General features: G+C 66.6%; 12 protein-coding genes and 1 tRNA gene. 8 read left to right on the top strand and 5 right to left on the bottom strand.

What is annotated here, in order from left to right:
• Positions 1-55: 55 nt before the first annotated feature.
• The 3 genes from GEU84_RS05970 to GEU84_RS05960 all read left to right on the top strand — a co-directional run bounded on the left by GEU84_RS05970 (position 56) and on the right by GEU84_RS05960 (position 3,081).
• Positions 56-132: transfer RNA gene (locus GEU84_RS05970), tRNA-His, on the top strand.
• Between the two features lie 135 nt (positions 133-267).
• Positions 268-642: a rhodanese-like domain-containing protein gene (locus tag GEU84_RS05965; protein ID WP_152824947.1), complete on the top strand. Its 375-nt coding sequence runs from the start codon at positions 268-270 to the stop codon at positions 640-642.
• Positions 643-753: 111 nt separating this feature from the next.
• Positions 754-3,081 carry a Tex family protein gene (locus tag GEU84_RS05960; protein WP_152824949.1) on the top strand — a complete coding sequence of 776 codons (2,328 nt, stop codon included), beginning with the start codon at positions 754-756 and terminating at the stop codon, positions 3,079-3,081.
• Between the two features lie 122 nt (positions 3,082-3,203).
• Here GEU84_RS05960 and ptsP read toward each other — a convergent pair whose 3' ends face one another.
• Entirely contained in the window at positions 3,204-5,447 is a 2,244-nt protein-coding gene (ptsP, locus tag GEU84_RS05955; RefSeq protein ID WP_152824951.1) for a phosphoenolpyruvate--protein phosphotransferase, read from the bottom strand.
• Between the two features lie 318 nt (positions 5,448-5,765).
• Here ptsP and GEU84_RS05950 point away from each other — a divergent pair, with 318 nt between their 5' ends.
• Positions 5,766-6,995, top strand: coding sequence for a DUF1963 domain-containing protein (locus GEU84_RS05950; protein WP_174539351.1), 1,230 nt, complete (start codon positions 5,766-5,768; stop codon positions 6,993-6,995).
• A 13-nt stretch (positions 6,996-7,008) separates the two neighbouring features.
• Here GEU84_RS05950 and GEU84_RS05945 read toward each other — a convergent pair whose 3' ends face one another.
• Together GEU84_RS05945 and purD are read right to left on the bottom strand one after the other, a co-directional pair.
• Positions 7,009-8,265: an aspartate kinase gene (locus GEU84_RS05945; RefSeq protein WP_152824955.1), complete on the bottom strand. Its 1,257-nt coding sequence runs from the start codon at positions 8,263-8,265 to the stop codon at positions 7,009-7,011.
• Positions 8,266-8,408: 143 nt separating this feature from the next.
• Entirely contained in the window at positions 8,409-9,671 is a 1,263-nt protein-coding gene (purD, locus tag GEU84_RS05940) for a phosphoribosylamine--glycine ligase (RefSeq protein ID WP_152824957.1), read from the bottom strand.
• A gap of 70 nt (positions 9,672-9,741) precedes the next feature.
• On the opposite strand from purD, the gene xseA reads away from it, so the two are divergent.
• Complete coding sequence (xseA, locus tag GEU84_RS05935) at positions 9,742-11,304, top strand: exodeoxyribonuclease VII large subunit (RefSeq protein WP_152824960.1); 1,563 nt, start codon at positions 9,742-9,744, stop codon at positions 11,302-11,304.
• 118 nt (positions 11,305-11,422) lie between these two features.
• On the opposite strand, the gene GEU84_RS05930 is transcribed toward xseA, so the two are convergent.
• Positions 11,423-11,818 (bottom strand): hypothetical protein, encoded by a 396-nt coding sequence (locus GEU84_RS05930; protein WP_152824962.1) that lies wholly within the window; start codon positions 11,816-11,818, stop codon positions 11,423-11,425.
• Positions 11,819-11,881: 63 nt separating this feature from the next.
• Positions 11,882-12,922, bottom strand: coding sequence for an alkane 1-monooxygenase (locus GEU84_RS05925; RefSeq protein WP_152824964.1), 1,041 nt, complete (start codon positions 12,920-12,922; stop codon positions 11,882-11,884).
• 234 nt (positions 12,923-13,156) lie between these two features.
• Between GEU84_RS05925 and ftsY the strand changes: the two genes are divergently transcribed.
• From ftsY to GEU84_RS05910, 3 genes are all read left to right on the top strand, one after another.
• Positions 13,157-14,146: a signal recognition particle-docking protein FtsY gene (gene ftsY / locus GEU84_RS05920; RefSeq protein WP_152824966.1), complete on the top strand. Its 990-nt coding sequence runs from the start codon at positions 13,157-13,159 to the stop codon at positions 14,144-14,146.
• A 160-nt stretch (positions 14,147-14,306) separates the two neighbouring features.
• Positions 14,307-15,212 (top strand): DMT family transporter, encoded by a 906-nt coding sequence (locus tag GEU84_RS05915; protein ID WP_152824968.1) that lies wholly within the window; start codon positions 14,307-14,309, stop codon positions 15,210-15,212.
• 11 nt (positions 15,213-15,223) lie between these two features.
• Positions 15,224-15,826: an inner membrane-spanning protein YciB gene (locus GEU84_RS05910; RefSeq protein ID WP_152824970.1), complete on the top strand. Its 603-nt coding sequence runs from the start codon at positions 15,224-15,226 to the stop codon at positions 15,824-15,826.
• Positions 15,827-15,837: the final 11 nt, after the last annotated feature.

Raw genomic sequence — 15,837 nt, 5'->3', positions numbered from 1 at the left:
CTGCAATCCGCCTCTTGCAATCCGGGGGGCAGGGGGGTAAATGCGCCCCCAGAGTGCCGATGTAGCTCAGTTGGTTAGAGCACTAGATTGTGGATCTAGGGGTCCCCCGTTCGAGCCGGGGCATCGGTACCATCATTCTCCCTCAACGGATCCATTGCCGGCATCGGCGCGCCTCCGCGTGCCATGCAATCTGCCGGTTGCGGCAACCGGGCTTTCACCGGACAGTGGCCGGGCAGATTCGCCCCATGCGCCGAAAGGGACCAGCCAATGAAAACCGCAAAAGACTTTCTTGATGATGCCAATGGCGTCGTGACCCGTATCCCCGCCGAACAGGCGCTGCCCGCCCATGCCGCTGGCGAGGCGCTGTTCGTCGATGTGCGCGACTCGGCCGCGATTGCCAAGACCGGCACGATTGCCGGGGCCACCCGCATTCCGCGCGGTTTCATCGAATTTGCCGCCGATCCCGAGACGCAATATTACAACCCCGTGCTGCAAAAGGATGCCGCGATCTATCTGGTCTGCGGCGCGGGCGGGCAGGCCGCTCTGGCGGGCAAGACGCTGAAGGACATGGGTTACAGCAATGTCACCAACATCGGCGGCATCGGCGACTGGCAAGCCGCCGGCGGCGCGATGGAAGACTGACGCCACGCGTCGCAGGGCAGGGGGCGGGCCGCAAGGCCCGCCCCTTTTGCATTCCCTCTGCCGCGTGGCCCGGCTATGGTCAGCCTCCCACAGACGGAAAAGGCTGCCATGATGACCCCCGATCCCGCCCGCCGCATCGCCCTGCTGATCGCCTCCGAAATCGCCGCCACGCCGCAACAGGTGACGGCGGCGGTCGAACTCTTGGATGGCGGGGCCACGGTGCCGTTCGTGGCGCGCTATCGCAAAGAGGTGACGGGCGGGCTGGACGACACGCAACTGCGCAATCTGGCCGAACGGCTGGCCTATCTGCGCGAGCTTGAGGCCCGGCGCGCGGCGATTCTGGCCAGCATCCGCGATCAGGGCAAGCTGACGGATGCGCTGGAATCCGCAATTGCCAAGGTGGCGACCAAGGCCGAACTGGAAGACATCTATCTGCCCTACAAGCCCAAACGCCGCACCAAGGCGATGATCGCCCGCGAAAACGGGCTGGGGCCTTTGGCCGAGGCGATTCTGGCCGACCGCAGCAAGGCCCCCGCCGATCTGGCCACGGGCTTCATCACCGAAGCGGTGCCCGATGTGAAAACAGCACTCGAAGGCGCGCGCGACATCATCGCCGAGGGGCTGGCGGAAAACGCCGATCTCTTGGGCCGCCTGCGCAACCATATGAAATCGGTGGCAAGGCTGACTGCCACCGTGGTGCCCGGCAAAGAGGCCGAGGGCGCGAAATTCGCCGATTACTTCGCCCATTCCGAAGATTGGTCCAAGGCCCCCAGCCACCGCGTTCTGGCCATGCTGCGTGGCCGCAACGAAGGCTTCCTTGCCGTCGATCTGGAGGTGGACGCAGACGCCCCGCGCGGCGACAGCCCGGCAGAGCGGATGACGGGTGCCGCGCTGATGACCGCGGGCAAGGGCCCGGGCGATCAGTGGCTGCGCGAGGCTGCCGCCTGGGTCTGGCGGGTGAAACTGAAAACCTCGCTGACGCTTGATCTGATGGCCGATCTGCGCGACCGGGCCGAGGCCGAGGCGATCAATGTCTTTGCCCGCAACCTCAAGGATCTGCTGCTGGCGGCCCCCGCAGGCGGCAAGGCCACGCTGGGGCTTGATCCCGGCATCCGCACCGGCTGCAAGCTGGCGGTGGTGGATGCGACGGGCAAGGTGCTGGCGACCAGCACGGTCTATCCGTTCCAGCCGAAGAACGATCTGCGCGGCGCGCAGGTGGAAATCGCCCAGCTGATCCGCAAACATGGCGTGCAGCTGATCGCCATCGGCAACGGCACCGCCAGCCGCGAATCGGAAAAGATGGTGGCCGACCTGCTGGCGGTGCTGCCCGGCGATGCGCCCAAGCCGGTGAAGGTGATCGTGTCAGAGGCGGGGGCCTCGGTCTATTCCGCATCGGAACTGGCGGCGAAAGAGTTTCCGGGGCTGGATGTGTCGTTGCGCGGGGCGGTGTCCATCGCCCGCCGCTTGCAGGATCCGCTGGCCGAACTGGTCAAGATCGAGCCCAAGGCCATCGGCGTGGGCCAGTATCAGCATGACGTCGATCAGCACCGGCTGGGTCGCAGCCTTGAGGCGGTGGTGGAAGATGCCGTGAACGCGGTGGGGGTGGATGTGAACACGGCTTCGGCACCGCTCCTCGCGCGGGTGTCGGGCGTGGGCCCGGGGCTGGCCGAGGCGATTGTCAGCCACCGCGATGCCAACGGGCCGTTTGCCACCCGGCGCGAGCTGCTGAAAGTGGCGCGGCTGGGGCCCAAAGCCTTCGAACAGGCGGCTGGTTTCCTGCGCATCGCGGGCGGCAAGGAACCGCTCGATGCCTCCTCCGTCCACCCCGAAGCCTATGACGTGGCGCGGAAAATCGTCGCCGCCTGCGGGCGCGACCTGCGCAGCGTGATGGGCGATGCGGCGGCGCTGCAAAGGCTGGATCCGCGCAGCTTCATCGACGCGCGGTTCGGCCTGCCCACGGTGAAAGACATTCTGGCCGAGCTGGAAAAACCGGGCCGCGACCCGCGCCCGGGTTTCAAGACCGCCACGTTCGCTGACGGGGTGGAAGACATCAAGGATCTGAAACCCGGCATGCTGCTGGAAGGCACCGTAACCAACGTGGCGGCCTTTGGCGCCTTCGTCGATATCGGCGTGCATCAGGACGGGCTGGTGCATGTCAGCCAATTGTCCGACACATTCGTGAAAGATCCGCATCAGGTGGTCAAGGCTGGCGATGTGGTGAAGGTGCGGGTGGTCGAGGTGGACGTGCCGCGCAAACGCATCGCCCTGACGATGAAGCGCGATTCAGCCGAGGCGCGGGCACAGGTCGCCGAACGCGGTGCCCGGCCTGCCGGGGCGCAGCCCCAACGTGGTGGCAAACCCCTGCCGAAAACCGCGGCCCCTGCCGCCACGACCAGCAGCAGCCCCTTTGATGCCCTGCGCGGCCTGAAACGCGATTGAACCACCTGAAACGCATCGCAAATCATCGGAAGGGGGCACCCATTCCCCCTTCATTTTCTGTCTCTAAATATCCCGGGGTCCGGGGCAGCGCCCCGGGTGACGCCAGCAGGCCACGCGCTTGCCTATTCCACCTGGCCCGCCAGCCAGTCCATCACCGCAGGCCGCACGCTTTCGGCCCCGGCGGCACGGGCGGCGTCGATCACGCCGCGCACCTCGTCCAGATTGACCCGGCGCAGCAGCGCCTTCACCGGCCCGATCGAGGCGGGCCGCATTGACAGCGTGCCAATCCCCAGCGCGGCAAAGCACAAGGCCTCCACCGGCCGCCCGGCATCCTCGCCGCAAAAACTCAGTGGCGTGCCTGAGGCTGTGCAGCGCGCAACGATCTGCCGCAGGAAATCCAGGAAGCTGACGTTCAGCACGTCATAGCGCCGCCGCACCCGTTCATTCTCGCGGTCGGCGGCAAAGAAGAACTGCTTCAGGTCATTGCCGCCGATCGACACGAAATCCACCAGTTCAAAGAACGATTGCGGCGCAAAGGCCAGGCTGGGGGTTTCCAGCATCGCCCCCACCTTGACCGAGGCGGGCACGGCATGGCCGAGGCTGCGTTCGCGGTGCAATTCGCGCATCAGGTGGCTGCGGGCCTGCTCAAACTCGCCCAGTTCGGAAATGAACGGAAACATCACCGTCAGGTCGCGCCCGTTGGCGGCGCGGATCAGCGCCTGCAACTGCATACGCAGCACGCCCGGCTTGTCCAGCCCCACACGGATGGCGCGCCAGCCCATCGCGGGGTTCGGCTCGTCATTCGGCTTCATATAGGGCAGCACCTTGTCCGACCCGATATCCAGCGTGCGGAAGGCCACGGGGCGGCCCTTTGCGGCATCCATCACCCGGGCATAAAGCTTGGCCAGCTCGTCGCGTTTGGGCATCTGGTTGCGCACCAGAAACTGCAATTCGGTGCGGAACAGGCCCACGCCCTCGGCCCCCGAACCCTCCAGCGACGGAAGGTCGGCCATAAGCCCTGCGTTCATGAACAGGCGCGTGACGCTGCCGCAGGTCGACTGGGCAGGCAGGCCGCGCAGCGATGCATAGCGTTCCTGCGCCTTGGCCTGCATGGCGATCTTGTCGCGGAAGGCGCGGGCCACGGTTTCATCGGGGCGCAGATGCACGATGCCCTGATCGCCGTCCACCATGATGTGATCGCCGTTCAGCGCCTCGGTGGTGATGCGGTCGGCGTGGATCACCAGCGGAATGGCCAGCGCGCGCGCCACGATGGCGGCGTGTGAGCCGACAGAGCCTTCCTCCAGCACCACGCCGCGCAGCTTGCGGCCATAGTCCAGCAATTCGGCGGGCCCGATGTTGCGCGCCACCAGCACCGGGTTTTCCGGCATTTCCGCGCCGGTGTTCACGCCCTGCCCGGTCAGGATGCGCAGCAGGCGGTTCGACAGGTCATCCAGATCATGCAGCCGGTCGCGCAGATAAGCGTCGGGCACCTGTTCCAGCCGTGCACGCGCCGCGGATTGTTCCTTTTGCACCGCCGCCTCGGCCGACAGGCCAAGGGCAATGTCTTCCTCCATCCGGCGCAGCCAGCCGCGCGAATGGGCGAACATGCGATACGCCTCCAGCACCTGTTTCTGGTCCTTGTCCAGACTGGCCGCCGACAGCAGGTCATCCACCGACACGCGCAGCTTGCCCACGGCATCGCGGATACGTTCGATCTCGGTCAGCGGGTCGTCGGCCACCGGGTTCGTCACCACAACGCGGGCCTCGTGCAGCCAGACATGGCCTTCGGCGGCACCCTCCTGGCCCGTGCCGCCGCGCACCATCACCGGCTGCTGGTGCTTGGCCGACAGGGCCTCGCCCTCGCCGATAAAGGCACCCAGTTCGGTCATCTCGGCCAGCACCATGGCCACGACTTCCAGCGCGTAGACCTCATCCTCGGAATATTCACGTGCGGCTTTCGATTGCACCACCAGCACGCCCAGCTTTTCGCCAACCCGCTGGATCGGCACGCCCAGAAAGGCCGAGAATATCTCCTCCCCCGTTTCGGGCATGAAACGAAAGCCCTTTTCGGCGGGGGCATTGCCGGTGTTCACCGGGGTGGCGGTGCGCGCGACGCGGCCCACCAGCCCCTCGCCCAGCTTCAGCCGCGTCTGGTGCACCGAGGCTGCGTTCAACCCCTCGGTCGCGCAGAGTTCCAGCGTTTCGGGGTCGCGGAACAGATAGATCGAGCACACTTCGGTGCCCATGCTGTCGGCAATCAGATGGGTGATGCGGTCAAGCCGGTCCTGCCCCTTGCCGGGCACGCCAAGGCTGTCGCGCAGGCGGCGCAGCAGCTTGCGGCTTTCGGTTTCGCTGCGGTCGGGCATCGGATTTCCGTGATGTTGTTTCCGCCCTTAGAGCACATGGCGCAGCACAACGGAACCTGCATCTGTGACGGCGGCAGGGGCGGGGCGGGCCTGCCCGAAAGATCGGCAATCCTGCGCCGCGCTGCGACGCACGGGGCAAATGGGTGGCGCTGGCGATGATCGCCGGCGGTATGCGGGCCAAAGGGCGGCCACTGCTGCGCGCCATGTTTCAGCCCGGTTTCGGCCTTGGTGATGATCCAGAAAGCCATGACGCTTTGGGCAGGACACGGTGAGGAACGCATGTTCAGGATCTTTCGCAAAAAGCCACAGACCGCGGCCATGGCACAGCCACAGCCAGCAGCGCCTGACCATTCACGCGCCCAGAGCGGCGAGGAAATTGCAGATGCCTGGATGCGTGAGATGGCGCTGCGCACCGGCGACGACGAGCGCCCGCTACAAACCCCGGCATGGGCGCTGCTGCTGCGCTCGCCCTATGTTTCGTGGCAGGGGGCAACGTCGTGGCTGGGTGGTGTGCCCTGCGCGCCGCAGGGCTTTGCCTGGCCGCGCGGTGCCGACGGGTTGCCGCTGCACTTTCTGGCGCAGATCGACCTTGCCGCGCTGCGCCCGAACCCTGACACCGGCGCCCGCGCGCCCGGTCTGCCCGCAACTGGCGCGCTGCTTGTCTTTGTAAACCATGCCGAGCAGCAGACATTGATCGTGCCACAAGCCGCAATGGCTGCGGCGGAACCGATTCCGCCGCCGGGCGATCTTGCCGGGCTGGACAGCATCTGGCACTGGTCAAAGTCGCCGACCTTTACCCGTTGGCCGGTCGATCCGCTGCCATTCACGGATGATGGCAGCGGATGGCCTGCGGCCTTTCCCCGGCCCTTTGACTCTCCTTCACAGTGGATCACCACCTGGGCCATGGCCCGCACCGAGGCCGCCTATGTGCTGGACAAGTTTCAGTCGACCCAGCGGCAGGCTGCGTCCTTCCGCCCGGCGCGCGACCCGGGCAAACCGCTGGGCAAGGTGGCGGCAAAGAGCGCGGCCTTTTACGCCCGCATTGCCGAACCGCAGTTCCAAGAACTGCACAGCGTGATACAACGCTGGCACGATGCCGCCGCCGCGCAGGAACCCGGGGGCAAGGTGGATCAGCAGGCGCTGGCCGGTCTGTTCGCCATGCGCCGCCGCATCACCGAGGGGATGGACAGGCATGCGCTTGTCCTGGCCCTGCGCGGCTGGCCGTCAGACATCTGGAACGGATTGCGCCATACCCACCGCAAGGCGCTGGCAGAGCAGGATGTCGCGGCGCTGCCACCAGGCTTGCGCGACTTTTTCGAGGCCATCATCACCTCGTGGCGCGGCCACCGCCTGTTCGGGCTGCTCAAGACGCTGCATGAAAACGATGAGGACCGGCGGGGGCATGACCTGTTCCTGTCCATCAGCGGCGATGACATGGTCGGCACGCAGCGCGAGCATACCAGCGGCACCTCTATCTGGCTGCCGCGTGCTGCGCTTGTGGCAGGCCAGCACAAGGGCGGCCTGCTGATCCATCACTCAAACGGCTGACGCCTGTGCGGCGTCAGGCCCGCTCCAGCCCAAAGGCGTCGTGCAGCGCCTGCACGGCCAGTTCCATGTATTTGCGGTCGATCAGCACCGAGATCTTGATCTCGGATGTGGCGATGACCTTGATGTTCACATTCTCGGCGGCCAGCGATTTGAACATGGTGGCCGCCACCCCGGCATGTGACCGCATGCCGATACCCACGACCGACACCTTGGCCACATCGGTATCGACCACCAGATCGTCATAGCTGATGCTGCCTGTGGCGCGGGCATCCTCCATCGCCTTTTTCGCCCGGGCCACCTGATTGATGGGGCAAGAGAACGTCATGTCGGTGACGGCACCGGTATGGGTGCCGTAGTTCTTCTCGCTGATGTTCTGCACGATCATGTCCACGTTCACCCCGGCCTCGGACAAGGGGCCAAAGATGGCGGCGGCGATGCCCGGGCGGTCTTCCACCGTCACCAGCGTCATTTTGGCTTCGTCGCGCGAATAGGCGACGCCGGAGACGACTTTCGATTCCATGATTTCATCCTCGTCGCAGACCAGTGTTCCAGAAGTCTCGTCGGTATCCTCGAACGAGGACAGCACCCGCAGCCGCACCTTGTAGCGCATGGCAAGCTCGACCGACCGGGTTTGCAGCACCTTGGCACCAAGGGATGCCAGTTCCAGCATCTCCTCGAACGCGATCTTGTCCAGCTTGCGGGCCTTGCCGGTGATGCGCGGGTCGGTGGTGTAGACGCCATCCACATCGGTGTAGATATCGCAGCGTTCGGCCTTGAAGGCGGCGGCAAAAGCCACGGCGGTGGTATCCGACCCGCCACGGCCCAGCGTGGTGATGCGGCCTTCGGGGCTGACACCCTGAAAGCCCGCAACCACCGCCACCTTGAAGCCTTCGGCGAATTTCGCGGCGATATTGGTGCTGGGAATGTCGATGAACCGGGCCGAGGAATGGGCGGATGTGGTGAGGATCGGCACTTGCCAGCCCTGCCATGACCGGGCGGGCACATCCATTTCCTGCAAGGTCAGCGCCATCAGCCCCGCCGTCACATTCTCGCCCGATGACACAACGGCGTCATATTCGCGGGCATCGAACAGCGGCGAGGTCTGTTCGACCCAACCCACCAGCTCGTTGGTCTTGCCCGACATGGCGCTGACGATGACGATCACGTCATAGCCGCGCTCCACCTCGCGCTTGACCTTGGCGGCGGCGTTCTTGATGCGGGCCAGATCGGCGACCGATGTTCCGCCGAATTTCATGACAAGAAGCGGCATGGTTCCCCCTCTGCCTCAATTTCGTGCGCTGTCTATGCGCAGGCGGCGCAGGGTGCAAGGGCAGGGGGCAAACCGCGCGACATCCCTGCGAAAGTTTTCGAAAACTTTTGCAAAATCCGCTAAAGGTTTCTGTGGCCAGCCGGTCACAGCGCCCGCCAGCCGATGTCACGGCGGCAGAACCCGCCCGGCCAGTCGATCCGGTCCACCATCGCATAGGCCCGCGCCCGCGCCTCGGCCAGTGTCGCCCCGCGCGCGGTGACGTTCAGCACCCGGCCCCCTGCCGCGATGACCTGCCCGTCGCGTTCCGCCGTGCCTGCATGAAACACCATATGGAAACTGTCCTCGGGCAGTTCTTCCAGCCCGCGGATCTGGCTGCCCTTGTGGTAGGTGCCCGGATAGCCATCCGCCGCCATGACCACGGTCAGCGCGTGGTCATCGGCCCAGGCAATCGCATAATCCTGCAAGCGGCCTTCCGCACAGGCCAGCAGCAGGTCCAGCGCCTGCGCGCCCAGCCGCAGCATCAGCACCTGGCATTCCGGGTCGCCGAAGCGGGCATTGTATTCCACCAGCCGCGCCTGACCGTTTTCGATCATCAGCCCCGCATAAAGCACCCCCTGATAGGGCGTGCCGCGCCGCGCCAGCTCGTCCACGCAGGGCTGCACGATCCGGGCCATGGCCTGTGCCGCGATGGCATCGGTCAACACCGGGGCGGGCGAATAGGCCCCCATGCCGCCCGTGTTCGGCCCGGTGTCGCCGTCAAAGGCGCGCTTGTGGTCCTGCGCGGTGCCGATGGGCAGGCAGGTTGTGCCATCGGTGAGGATGAAGAAACTGGCCTCTTCGCCACCCATGAACTCCTCGATCACCACCTCGGCGCCCGCCGCGCCGAATGTGCCGCCGAACATGTCGTCGATGGCCGCCAGCGCCTCGTCCACGCTCATGGCCACCACCACGCCCTTGCCCGCGGCCAGCCCGTCAGCCTTGACCACGATCGGCGCACCCTGCGCGCGAATGTAGTCCTTGGCCGGGCCAGCCTCGGTGAACCGGGCATAAGCGGCGGTCGGTGCATCGCAGGCCGCGCAGAGTTCCTTGGTAAAGGCTTTCGACGCCTCTACCTGCGCCGCCGCCGCCGAGGGGCCAAAGGTCAGTATCCCCGCGCCCCGCGTCGCATCGGCCACACCGGCGGCCAGCGGTGCCTCGGGCCCCACCACCACGAAATCCACCGCGTTTTCGGCACAGAATGCCACCACCGCCGCGCCATCCAGAATGTCCAGATCGGCGCATTCGGCCAGCATGGCGATGCCCGCGTTGCCCGGGGCCACGATCAGCCGGTCGCATTTCGGGTTCTGCTTGATCGCCCAGGCCAGCGCATGTTCCCGCCCGCCACCGCCCAGAATAAGGATGTTCATCGCCGCCCCCGCTTGGCCTTTGCTGCGCTGCGTTCTAGGCTGGCGGTCCACGGATCACAAGAAGGCCGTCATGTCAGACCTGTTCGAAGACGCCACGCCCCCCGGCAACGCCCCCGAATACACCGTGTCGGAACTGTCCGGCGCGGTGAAACGGGTGATCGAGGGTGAATTCGGCCTTGTGCGGGTGCGGGGCGAGGTGGGGCGGGTCTCAAAGCCATCCTCGGGGCATCTTTATTTTGACCTGAAAGATGACCGTTCGGTGATTGCCGCGATCAGCTGGAAGGGTCAGGTGGCCAAGATGCAGGTTCGCCCCGAGGAAGGGATGGAGGTGATTGCAACCGGCCGGATGACCACCTTCCCCGGCCAGTCGAAATACCAGATCATTGTCGAGGATGTGCAGCTTGCCGGGGCCGGGGCGCTGATGGCGCTGCTGGAGAAACGCCGCGTGGCGCTGGCCGCCGAGGGGCTGTTCGATGCCGCGCGCAAGAAAGCCATCCCGTTCCTGCCGGGGGTCATCGGGGTTGTCACCTCGCCCTCGGGTGCGGTGATCCGCGATATCCTGCACCGGCTGGCCGACCGCTTTCCGCGCCATGTGCTGATCTGGCCGGTGGCGGTGCAGGGGGCCAATTGCGCGGCCGAGGTGGCGGCGGCGATACGCGGGTTCAACGCGCTGGCCCCCGGCGGGCCGGTGCCGCGCCCCGATCTGATCATCGTGGCGCGGGGCGGCGGGTCGCTGGAGGACCTGTGGGGCTTCAACGAGGAAATCGTCGTCAGGGCGGCGGCGGACAGCGCCATTCCGCTGATTTCCGCCGTGGGGCATGAAACCGACACCACGCTGATCGACTTTGCATCCGACCGCCGCGCGCCCACCCCTACGGCGGCGGCGGAAATGGCCGTGCCGGTGCGGATGGACCTGCTGGCGGCGCTGGATGGGCAGGGCGCGCGGCTGTCGCGCGGCGTGGCGCAGGCGGTGGGGCTGCGCGGCCAGCGGCTGCGCGATCTGGCCCGCGCGCTGCCCCGGCTGGATGCGCTGACCCAAGGCCCGGCGCAGCGGTTCGACCTGTGGTCGGGGCGGCTGGGTGGCGCGTTGGGCGTGGCGGTGGCGCGCAAGCGCGGGCGGCTGGACCCGCTGGCGGCGCTGCTGCGCCCGCGCATGCTGGCCGATCTGGCGGCGCGGGGGCGCGAGCGGCTGGCCGACCGCGCCCGGCTGCTGGAGGCCGCTGAGACGCGCCGCAGCGCGCGCGCGGCAGAGCGGCTCCATGGGTTGGCCGCCCGGCTGGCCCCGGCCCTGTCACGCCTGCTGGCCGATGCCACCCGCCAGACCGCGCGCGACCGTGCCGCGCTGCTGGCGCTGGAGGCAAGGCTTGACGCCGCCCCCGCGCAGCGGCTGGCGGTGCTTGCCGGGCGGCTGGATGCGCTGGAGCGCATGCGCCAGACCCTCGGCTATGCCGAAACCCTGCGGCGCGGCTATGCGGTGGTGCGGGGCGACGGTGCTGTTGTCACGACGAAAGCGGCGGCAGAACGCGCGCAGGCGCTGGAGGTGGAATTTGCCGATGGCCGTCTGGCGCTGGGGGCCAGACCGGCAAGGCGGCGCAAAGCGGATGATGCGCCGGGGCAGGGCAGCCTGCTTTGACCACAATAGTTTGAATTTGTAAATTCAACGCAGGTCACTGGTCGGGATCGGATCACTAATGTTCGATTTGTGCAAGTCGCGCTTCGGTTTGCGTGCACCTGTCTGTGCGGCCTGCTGGCTAGACCCCCACATCCGGCCCGGCGCAGATCAGCGGGTTTGGCGTCTGTGCCACTTCGGAAAGCTCGGTGCCTTCGGGGTCGTTCTGGAACCGCGCGCGCAGGCCTGTGTCGTCGCGGAAGAAGGTCCAGCATTGCGGCTGGCCTTCATCCTCGTAGACAAAACAGATCTGCCCCGCCTCTTCATACCACAGGCCCGCCCGGCATTCCTCGCCCTTGAAGGCCCACAGAACGCGCCGTCCGGGCATGTATTGCTCGGCCCCGTAAATCTCGCCGCCCACGGCATAGGACAGGGTCTTGCCTGTGGCATAGGCCTCGAAATCGGCGGCGGTCATCGGTTCGGCGGCGGCCAGCGGCAGGGGCAGGGCGGCCAGCAGCAGGGCAAAAATCTTGTGCATCGCAGGCTCCGGCAGGGGGGACAATTCGGCGGCAGACTGCCAGACCGCAGCCGGAATGGCCAGTCACGGCTGCGCCAGTGCCGCCTCTTCTGCCCGCCATTGCGCAAGCCTTGGGCGCATGGCCCGGCGCCACAGCGGCGGCAGCAGTGCCACCACGCAACTGACCGGCAGGGACCACGGCAGGCGCGGCGCCAGATCAGGCACCGGCAGGCGCAGCGCGGGGTAGGGCCGGGCCGGATGCGCATGATGGTCGGAATGGCGCGGCGCGTTCAGCATCAGTGCGGCGGTAAAGCCATGCGGCGCGTTCCACGAATGCCGGTCGCCCACAGGCTCCAGCCGCCCGTCAGGCCCCGTGCGGCGCATCAGCCCGTAATGCTGCACATAATCCGACAGCAACAGCTGGCTTTGCGCATGGGCCGCCAGACCCGCCCAGACCAGTGCCCCGGCAGGCCCCGCAATCACCCAGCCCAGCAGCAGGCTCAGCACCGCGCCGCCGGTATAGATCGCATAGGGGTGCAGCCCCTTCGCCCCCCGGCGGCGCAGATCGTTTTCCGCCGCCAGACCCTTGCGGAAACTGCCCACCCAGGCACGCAGGGCAAAGCGATAAAACCCCTCACCCGAACGCGCGGTATTGGGGTCGTCGCGGCTGGCGGCATGGCGGTGATGCACCAGCCGGTGCGCCGAGGTATGGTGCCCGAACAGAAGCGTCACATAAACCAGCCGCCCCAGCCGGAACAGCCGCCGGTCGCCGCGGTGGATCAGCTCATGCGCCACCGGGTTCGACACCTGCCCGAAAAACAGCCCGAATCCGGCAAACAGGGCCACCCTGTCCACCGCCGAAAGCCCCGAGGGCCCGCCGATCGCCCAGACCGCCAGCGGCAGCGCCAGCAGATGCGCAAGCGCCAGCACCACCAGCAGCGCATCCGCTGCCGGAAACTCCACGCCATCAGGTGCAGCGGCCCGCGCAACCACCTGATCCAGCAGCAGCGCGAACAGCGTCATGTAAACCAGCCCGGCAAAGGCCAGCGCGCCGCCAAACCCCACCCCCAGCGCCAGCAGCGGCAGGGGGGCCAGCGTGGCCAGAGGAAAGAGTGCGGGCGTCATCGGTCGTCTCCTGTCCAGCAATAGTTAACACGCGCCCGGAAAAAGGTTAACACGGCCCGCGCGGCCCCAAAGGGTCCGACCCGGATGCACCGCAGGCCCGTTCCGCATGCCATTGCGCCATGCCGGCCTTGCTAAACCGTTGACGCCCGGCCCCCGCCCCTTTCCTCGCGCCGCCGAAGCGACTAAGTGAACGGGGTCTGCTGCCGGGGCGGGCGGCACCAGCGAGGGCGCGGAATGTCATTCTTCAAGAAACTGCGCGACCGGATGTTCCGGTCCTCCGACAAGATCGGCGAGGGGCTGGATGCGCTGGTTGAAACCGCGCCCGCCGCTGCCGAACCCCCGCGCCCCGGCATCCTTGGCCGCCTGATCGGGGCGGAACCCGAGGCCAGCCGCCGCGTGCTGGATGACGCGATGCTGGAACAGCTGGAAGAGGTGCTGATCGGCGCCGACATGGGCGTTGACACCGCGCTGCGCGTCACCGCGAACATCGCCGAGGGGCGGTTCGGCAGGCGTGTGTCGACGGACGAGATCAAGACCGCGCTGGCCGCCGAGATCACCCGCATCATGACCCCGGTGGCGCGGCCCATGCCGCTATACCCGTCGCGCCCGCAGGTGGTGCTGGTGGTGGGGGTGAACGGTTCGGGCAAGACCACGACCATCGGCAAGCTGGCCAGCCAGTTCAAGGCGGCGGGCAAGACGGTGGTGATCGCGGCGGGCGACACGTTCCGCGCGGCTGCGGTGGAACAGTTGCAGGTCTGGGGCGCGCGCGCCGGCGTGCCGGTGCTGACCGCGCCCGAAGGGTCTGACCCCGCAAGCCTTGCATTCGAGGCGATGACAAAGGCGCAGGAATCGGGTGCCGACCTTCTGATGATCGACACGGCAGGCCGGTTGCAGAACCGCGCCGATCTTATGGAGGAATTGTCAAAGATCGTGCGCGTCATCCGCAAGAAAGACCCCGATGCGCCGCACAACACGCTTCTGGTGCTGGATGCCACCACCGGCCAGAACGCGCTGAACCAGGTGGAGATTTTCCGCAAGCTGGCCGATGTGACCGGCCTTGTGATGACCAAACTCGACGGCACCGCCAAGGGCGGCGTGCTTGTGGCGCTGGCCGACAAGTTTGGCCTGCCGATCCATGCCATCGGCGTGGGCGAACAGATCGACGATCTGGCACCCTTTGACCCCGAGGATTTCGCCCGCGCGCTGGTGGGGCTTGACCGTTGACGCCGTGGTCCTGCCTTTCTGCATTTTCTCGCTCTGAATATCCTCGGCGTGATGAGCGCCCGGAAAACCTTCCGGGGGAAGGTTTTCAGCGAAGAACGCCCGGCCTTTTGCCGTGCTGGGGGGCGGCCAGCACCCCGGCGCTTGGCCAGATACGGCACATATGACCGCCTGGCTCGTCTCCATCGAAGGCACCGCACTGGGCGCGCAGATCGCCATGGGCCTCGCGCTTGTGTCCGCCTTTGCCCATGCCTGTTTCGGCGCGATCCAGAAGGGGCGGCACGACCCCTGGGCCACGCGGGGGGCGATTGACCTGTGGATGGTGGTGCTGTCGCTGCCCATGGCGCTGTTTCTGGTGCCATGGCCGCAGGGGTTTGAATGGCTGGTGGTGTTCGGCGCGCTGGGCATCCATTTCGCCTACAAGCTGACCATGGCGCTGGCGTATGAGCGGGCCGCCTATACCGTGGTCTATCCGGTGGTGCGCGGCACCGGGCCGCTGGCCACGCTGGCCTTTGCCGCGCTGTTTCTGGGCGAGGCCTATGCGCCCTTGCAATGGCTGGGGGTGGCGCTGCTGTCAGGGGCGATCCTGATGCTGGCGGGGCTGAACCTGCGCGGCGCGGTAGTGGGGCGCGACGCGCTGCGCACGGGTCTGGTCTGGGCCTTTGCGGGTGGCTTGCTGGTGGCGGTCTACACCACCTATGACGCCTGGGGCATCCGGCTTACACCTGACCCCTTCACCTTCCTCGCCTGGTTCTTCCTGATCGGCTCGCTCGATTTTCCGGCGCTGATGGCGGTGCGGCTGGCGCGGCGCGGTGTGTGGCCGGGCTGGAACGGCGCCCTCATGACCCGCGGCCTGATCGGTGCGCTGGTGGCCTTTGTCAGCTTTGGCGGCGTGATGCTGGGCACACGGCTGGGCAAGGTGGGCGAGGTGGCGGCGCTGCGCGAAACATCCACCCTCTTTGCCGCGCTGATCGGCTGGGCGGTGCTGCATGAGAAAACAACCGCCCTGCGCGTGGCGCTGATGGGCTTGATCGCCTTTGGTGCCATATTGGTGCAGGCGGCAGGATAAGGAAACGAAAGATGGCTGAACGCAAGATCAACCCGATACTGAAACTGGTGCTGGAACTGGGGCCGATTGCCGCCTTCTTCATCGGCTATGCACGGCTGAAGGACCAGACCTTCACCTTTGGCGGCACCAGTTATGAGGGGTTCATCGTGGTCACGGCGGCGTTCATTCCGCTGATGATCCTGACCACCGGCATCCTTTGGGCGCTGACCGGGAAACTGGCGCGCATGCAGGTCGCCACGCTGGTGCTGGTGGTGCTGTTCGGCGGCCTGTCGGTCTGGCTGAACGACGAGCGGTTCTTCAAGATGAAGCCCACGATGATCTACCTGCTGTTCGGCGGCATCCTTGGCTTTGGCCTGTTGCGCGGGCAAAGCTACCTGCGGCTGGTGATGGACGAGCTGCTGCCGATGCGCGCCGAGGGCTGGATGATCCTGACACGCCGCATCACCGCGTTCTTCTTTGCGCTGGCGCTGGCAAACGAGGTGATCTGGCGCAGCTTTTCCACCGATGTCTGGGTCAATTTCAAGACATTCGGCCTGACGGCGGCCCTGCTTTTGTTCTTCATGACGCAGGGGCGGCTGTTCCAGACCTATGGCATCGAAAAAGACGAAACCTAGGCTTGAAACGG

The sequence above is a fragment of the Fertoeibacter niger genome (assembly GCF_009380135.2).
GTDB lineage: Bacteria > Pseudomonadota > Alphaproteobacteria > Rhodobacterales > Rhodobacteraceae > Fertoeibacter > Fertoeibacter niger.
The sequence above is the reverse complement of the archived record's forward strand: the minus strand, read 5'-3'. Positions and strand labels throughout refer to the sequence as shown.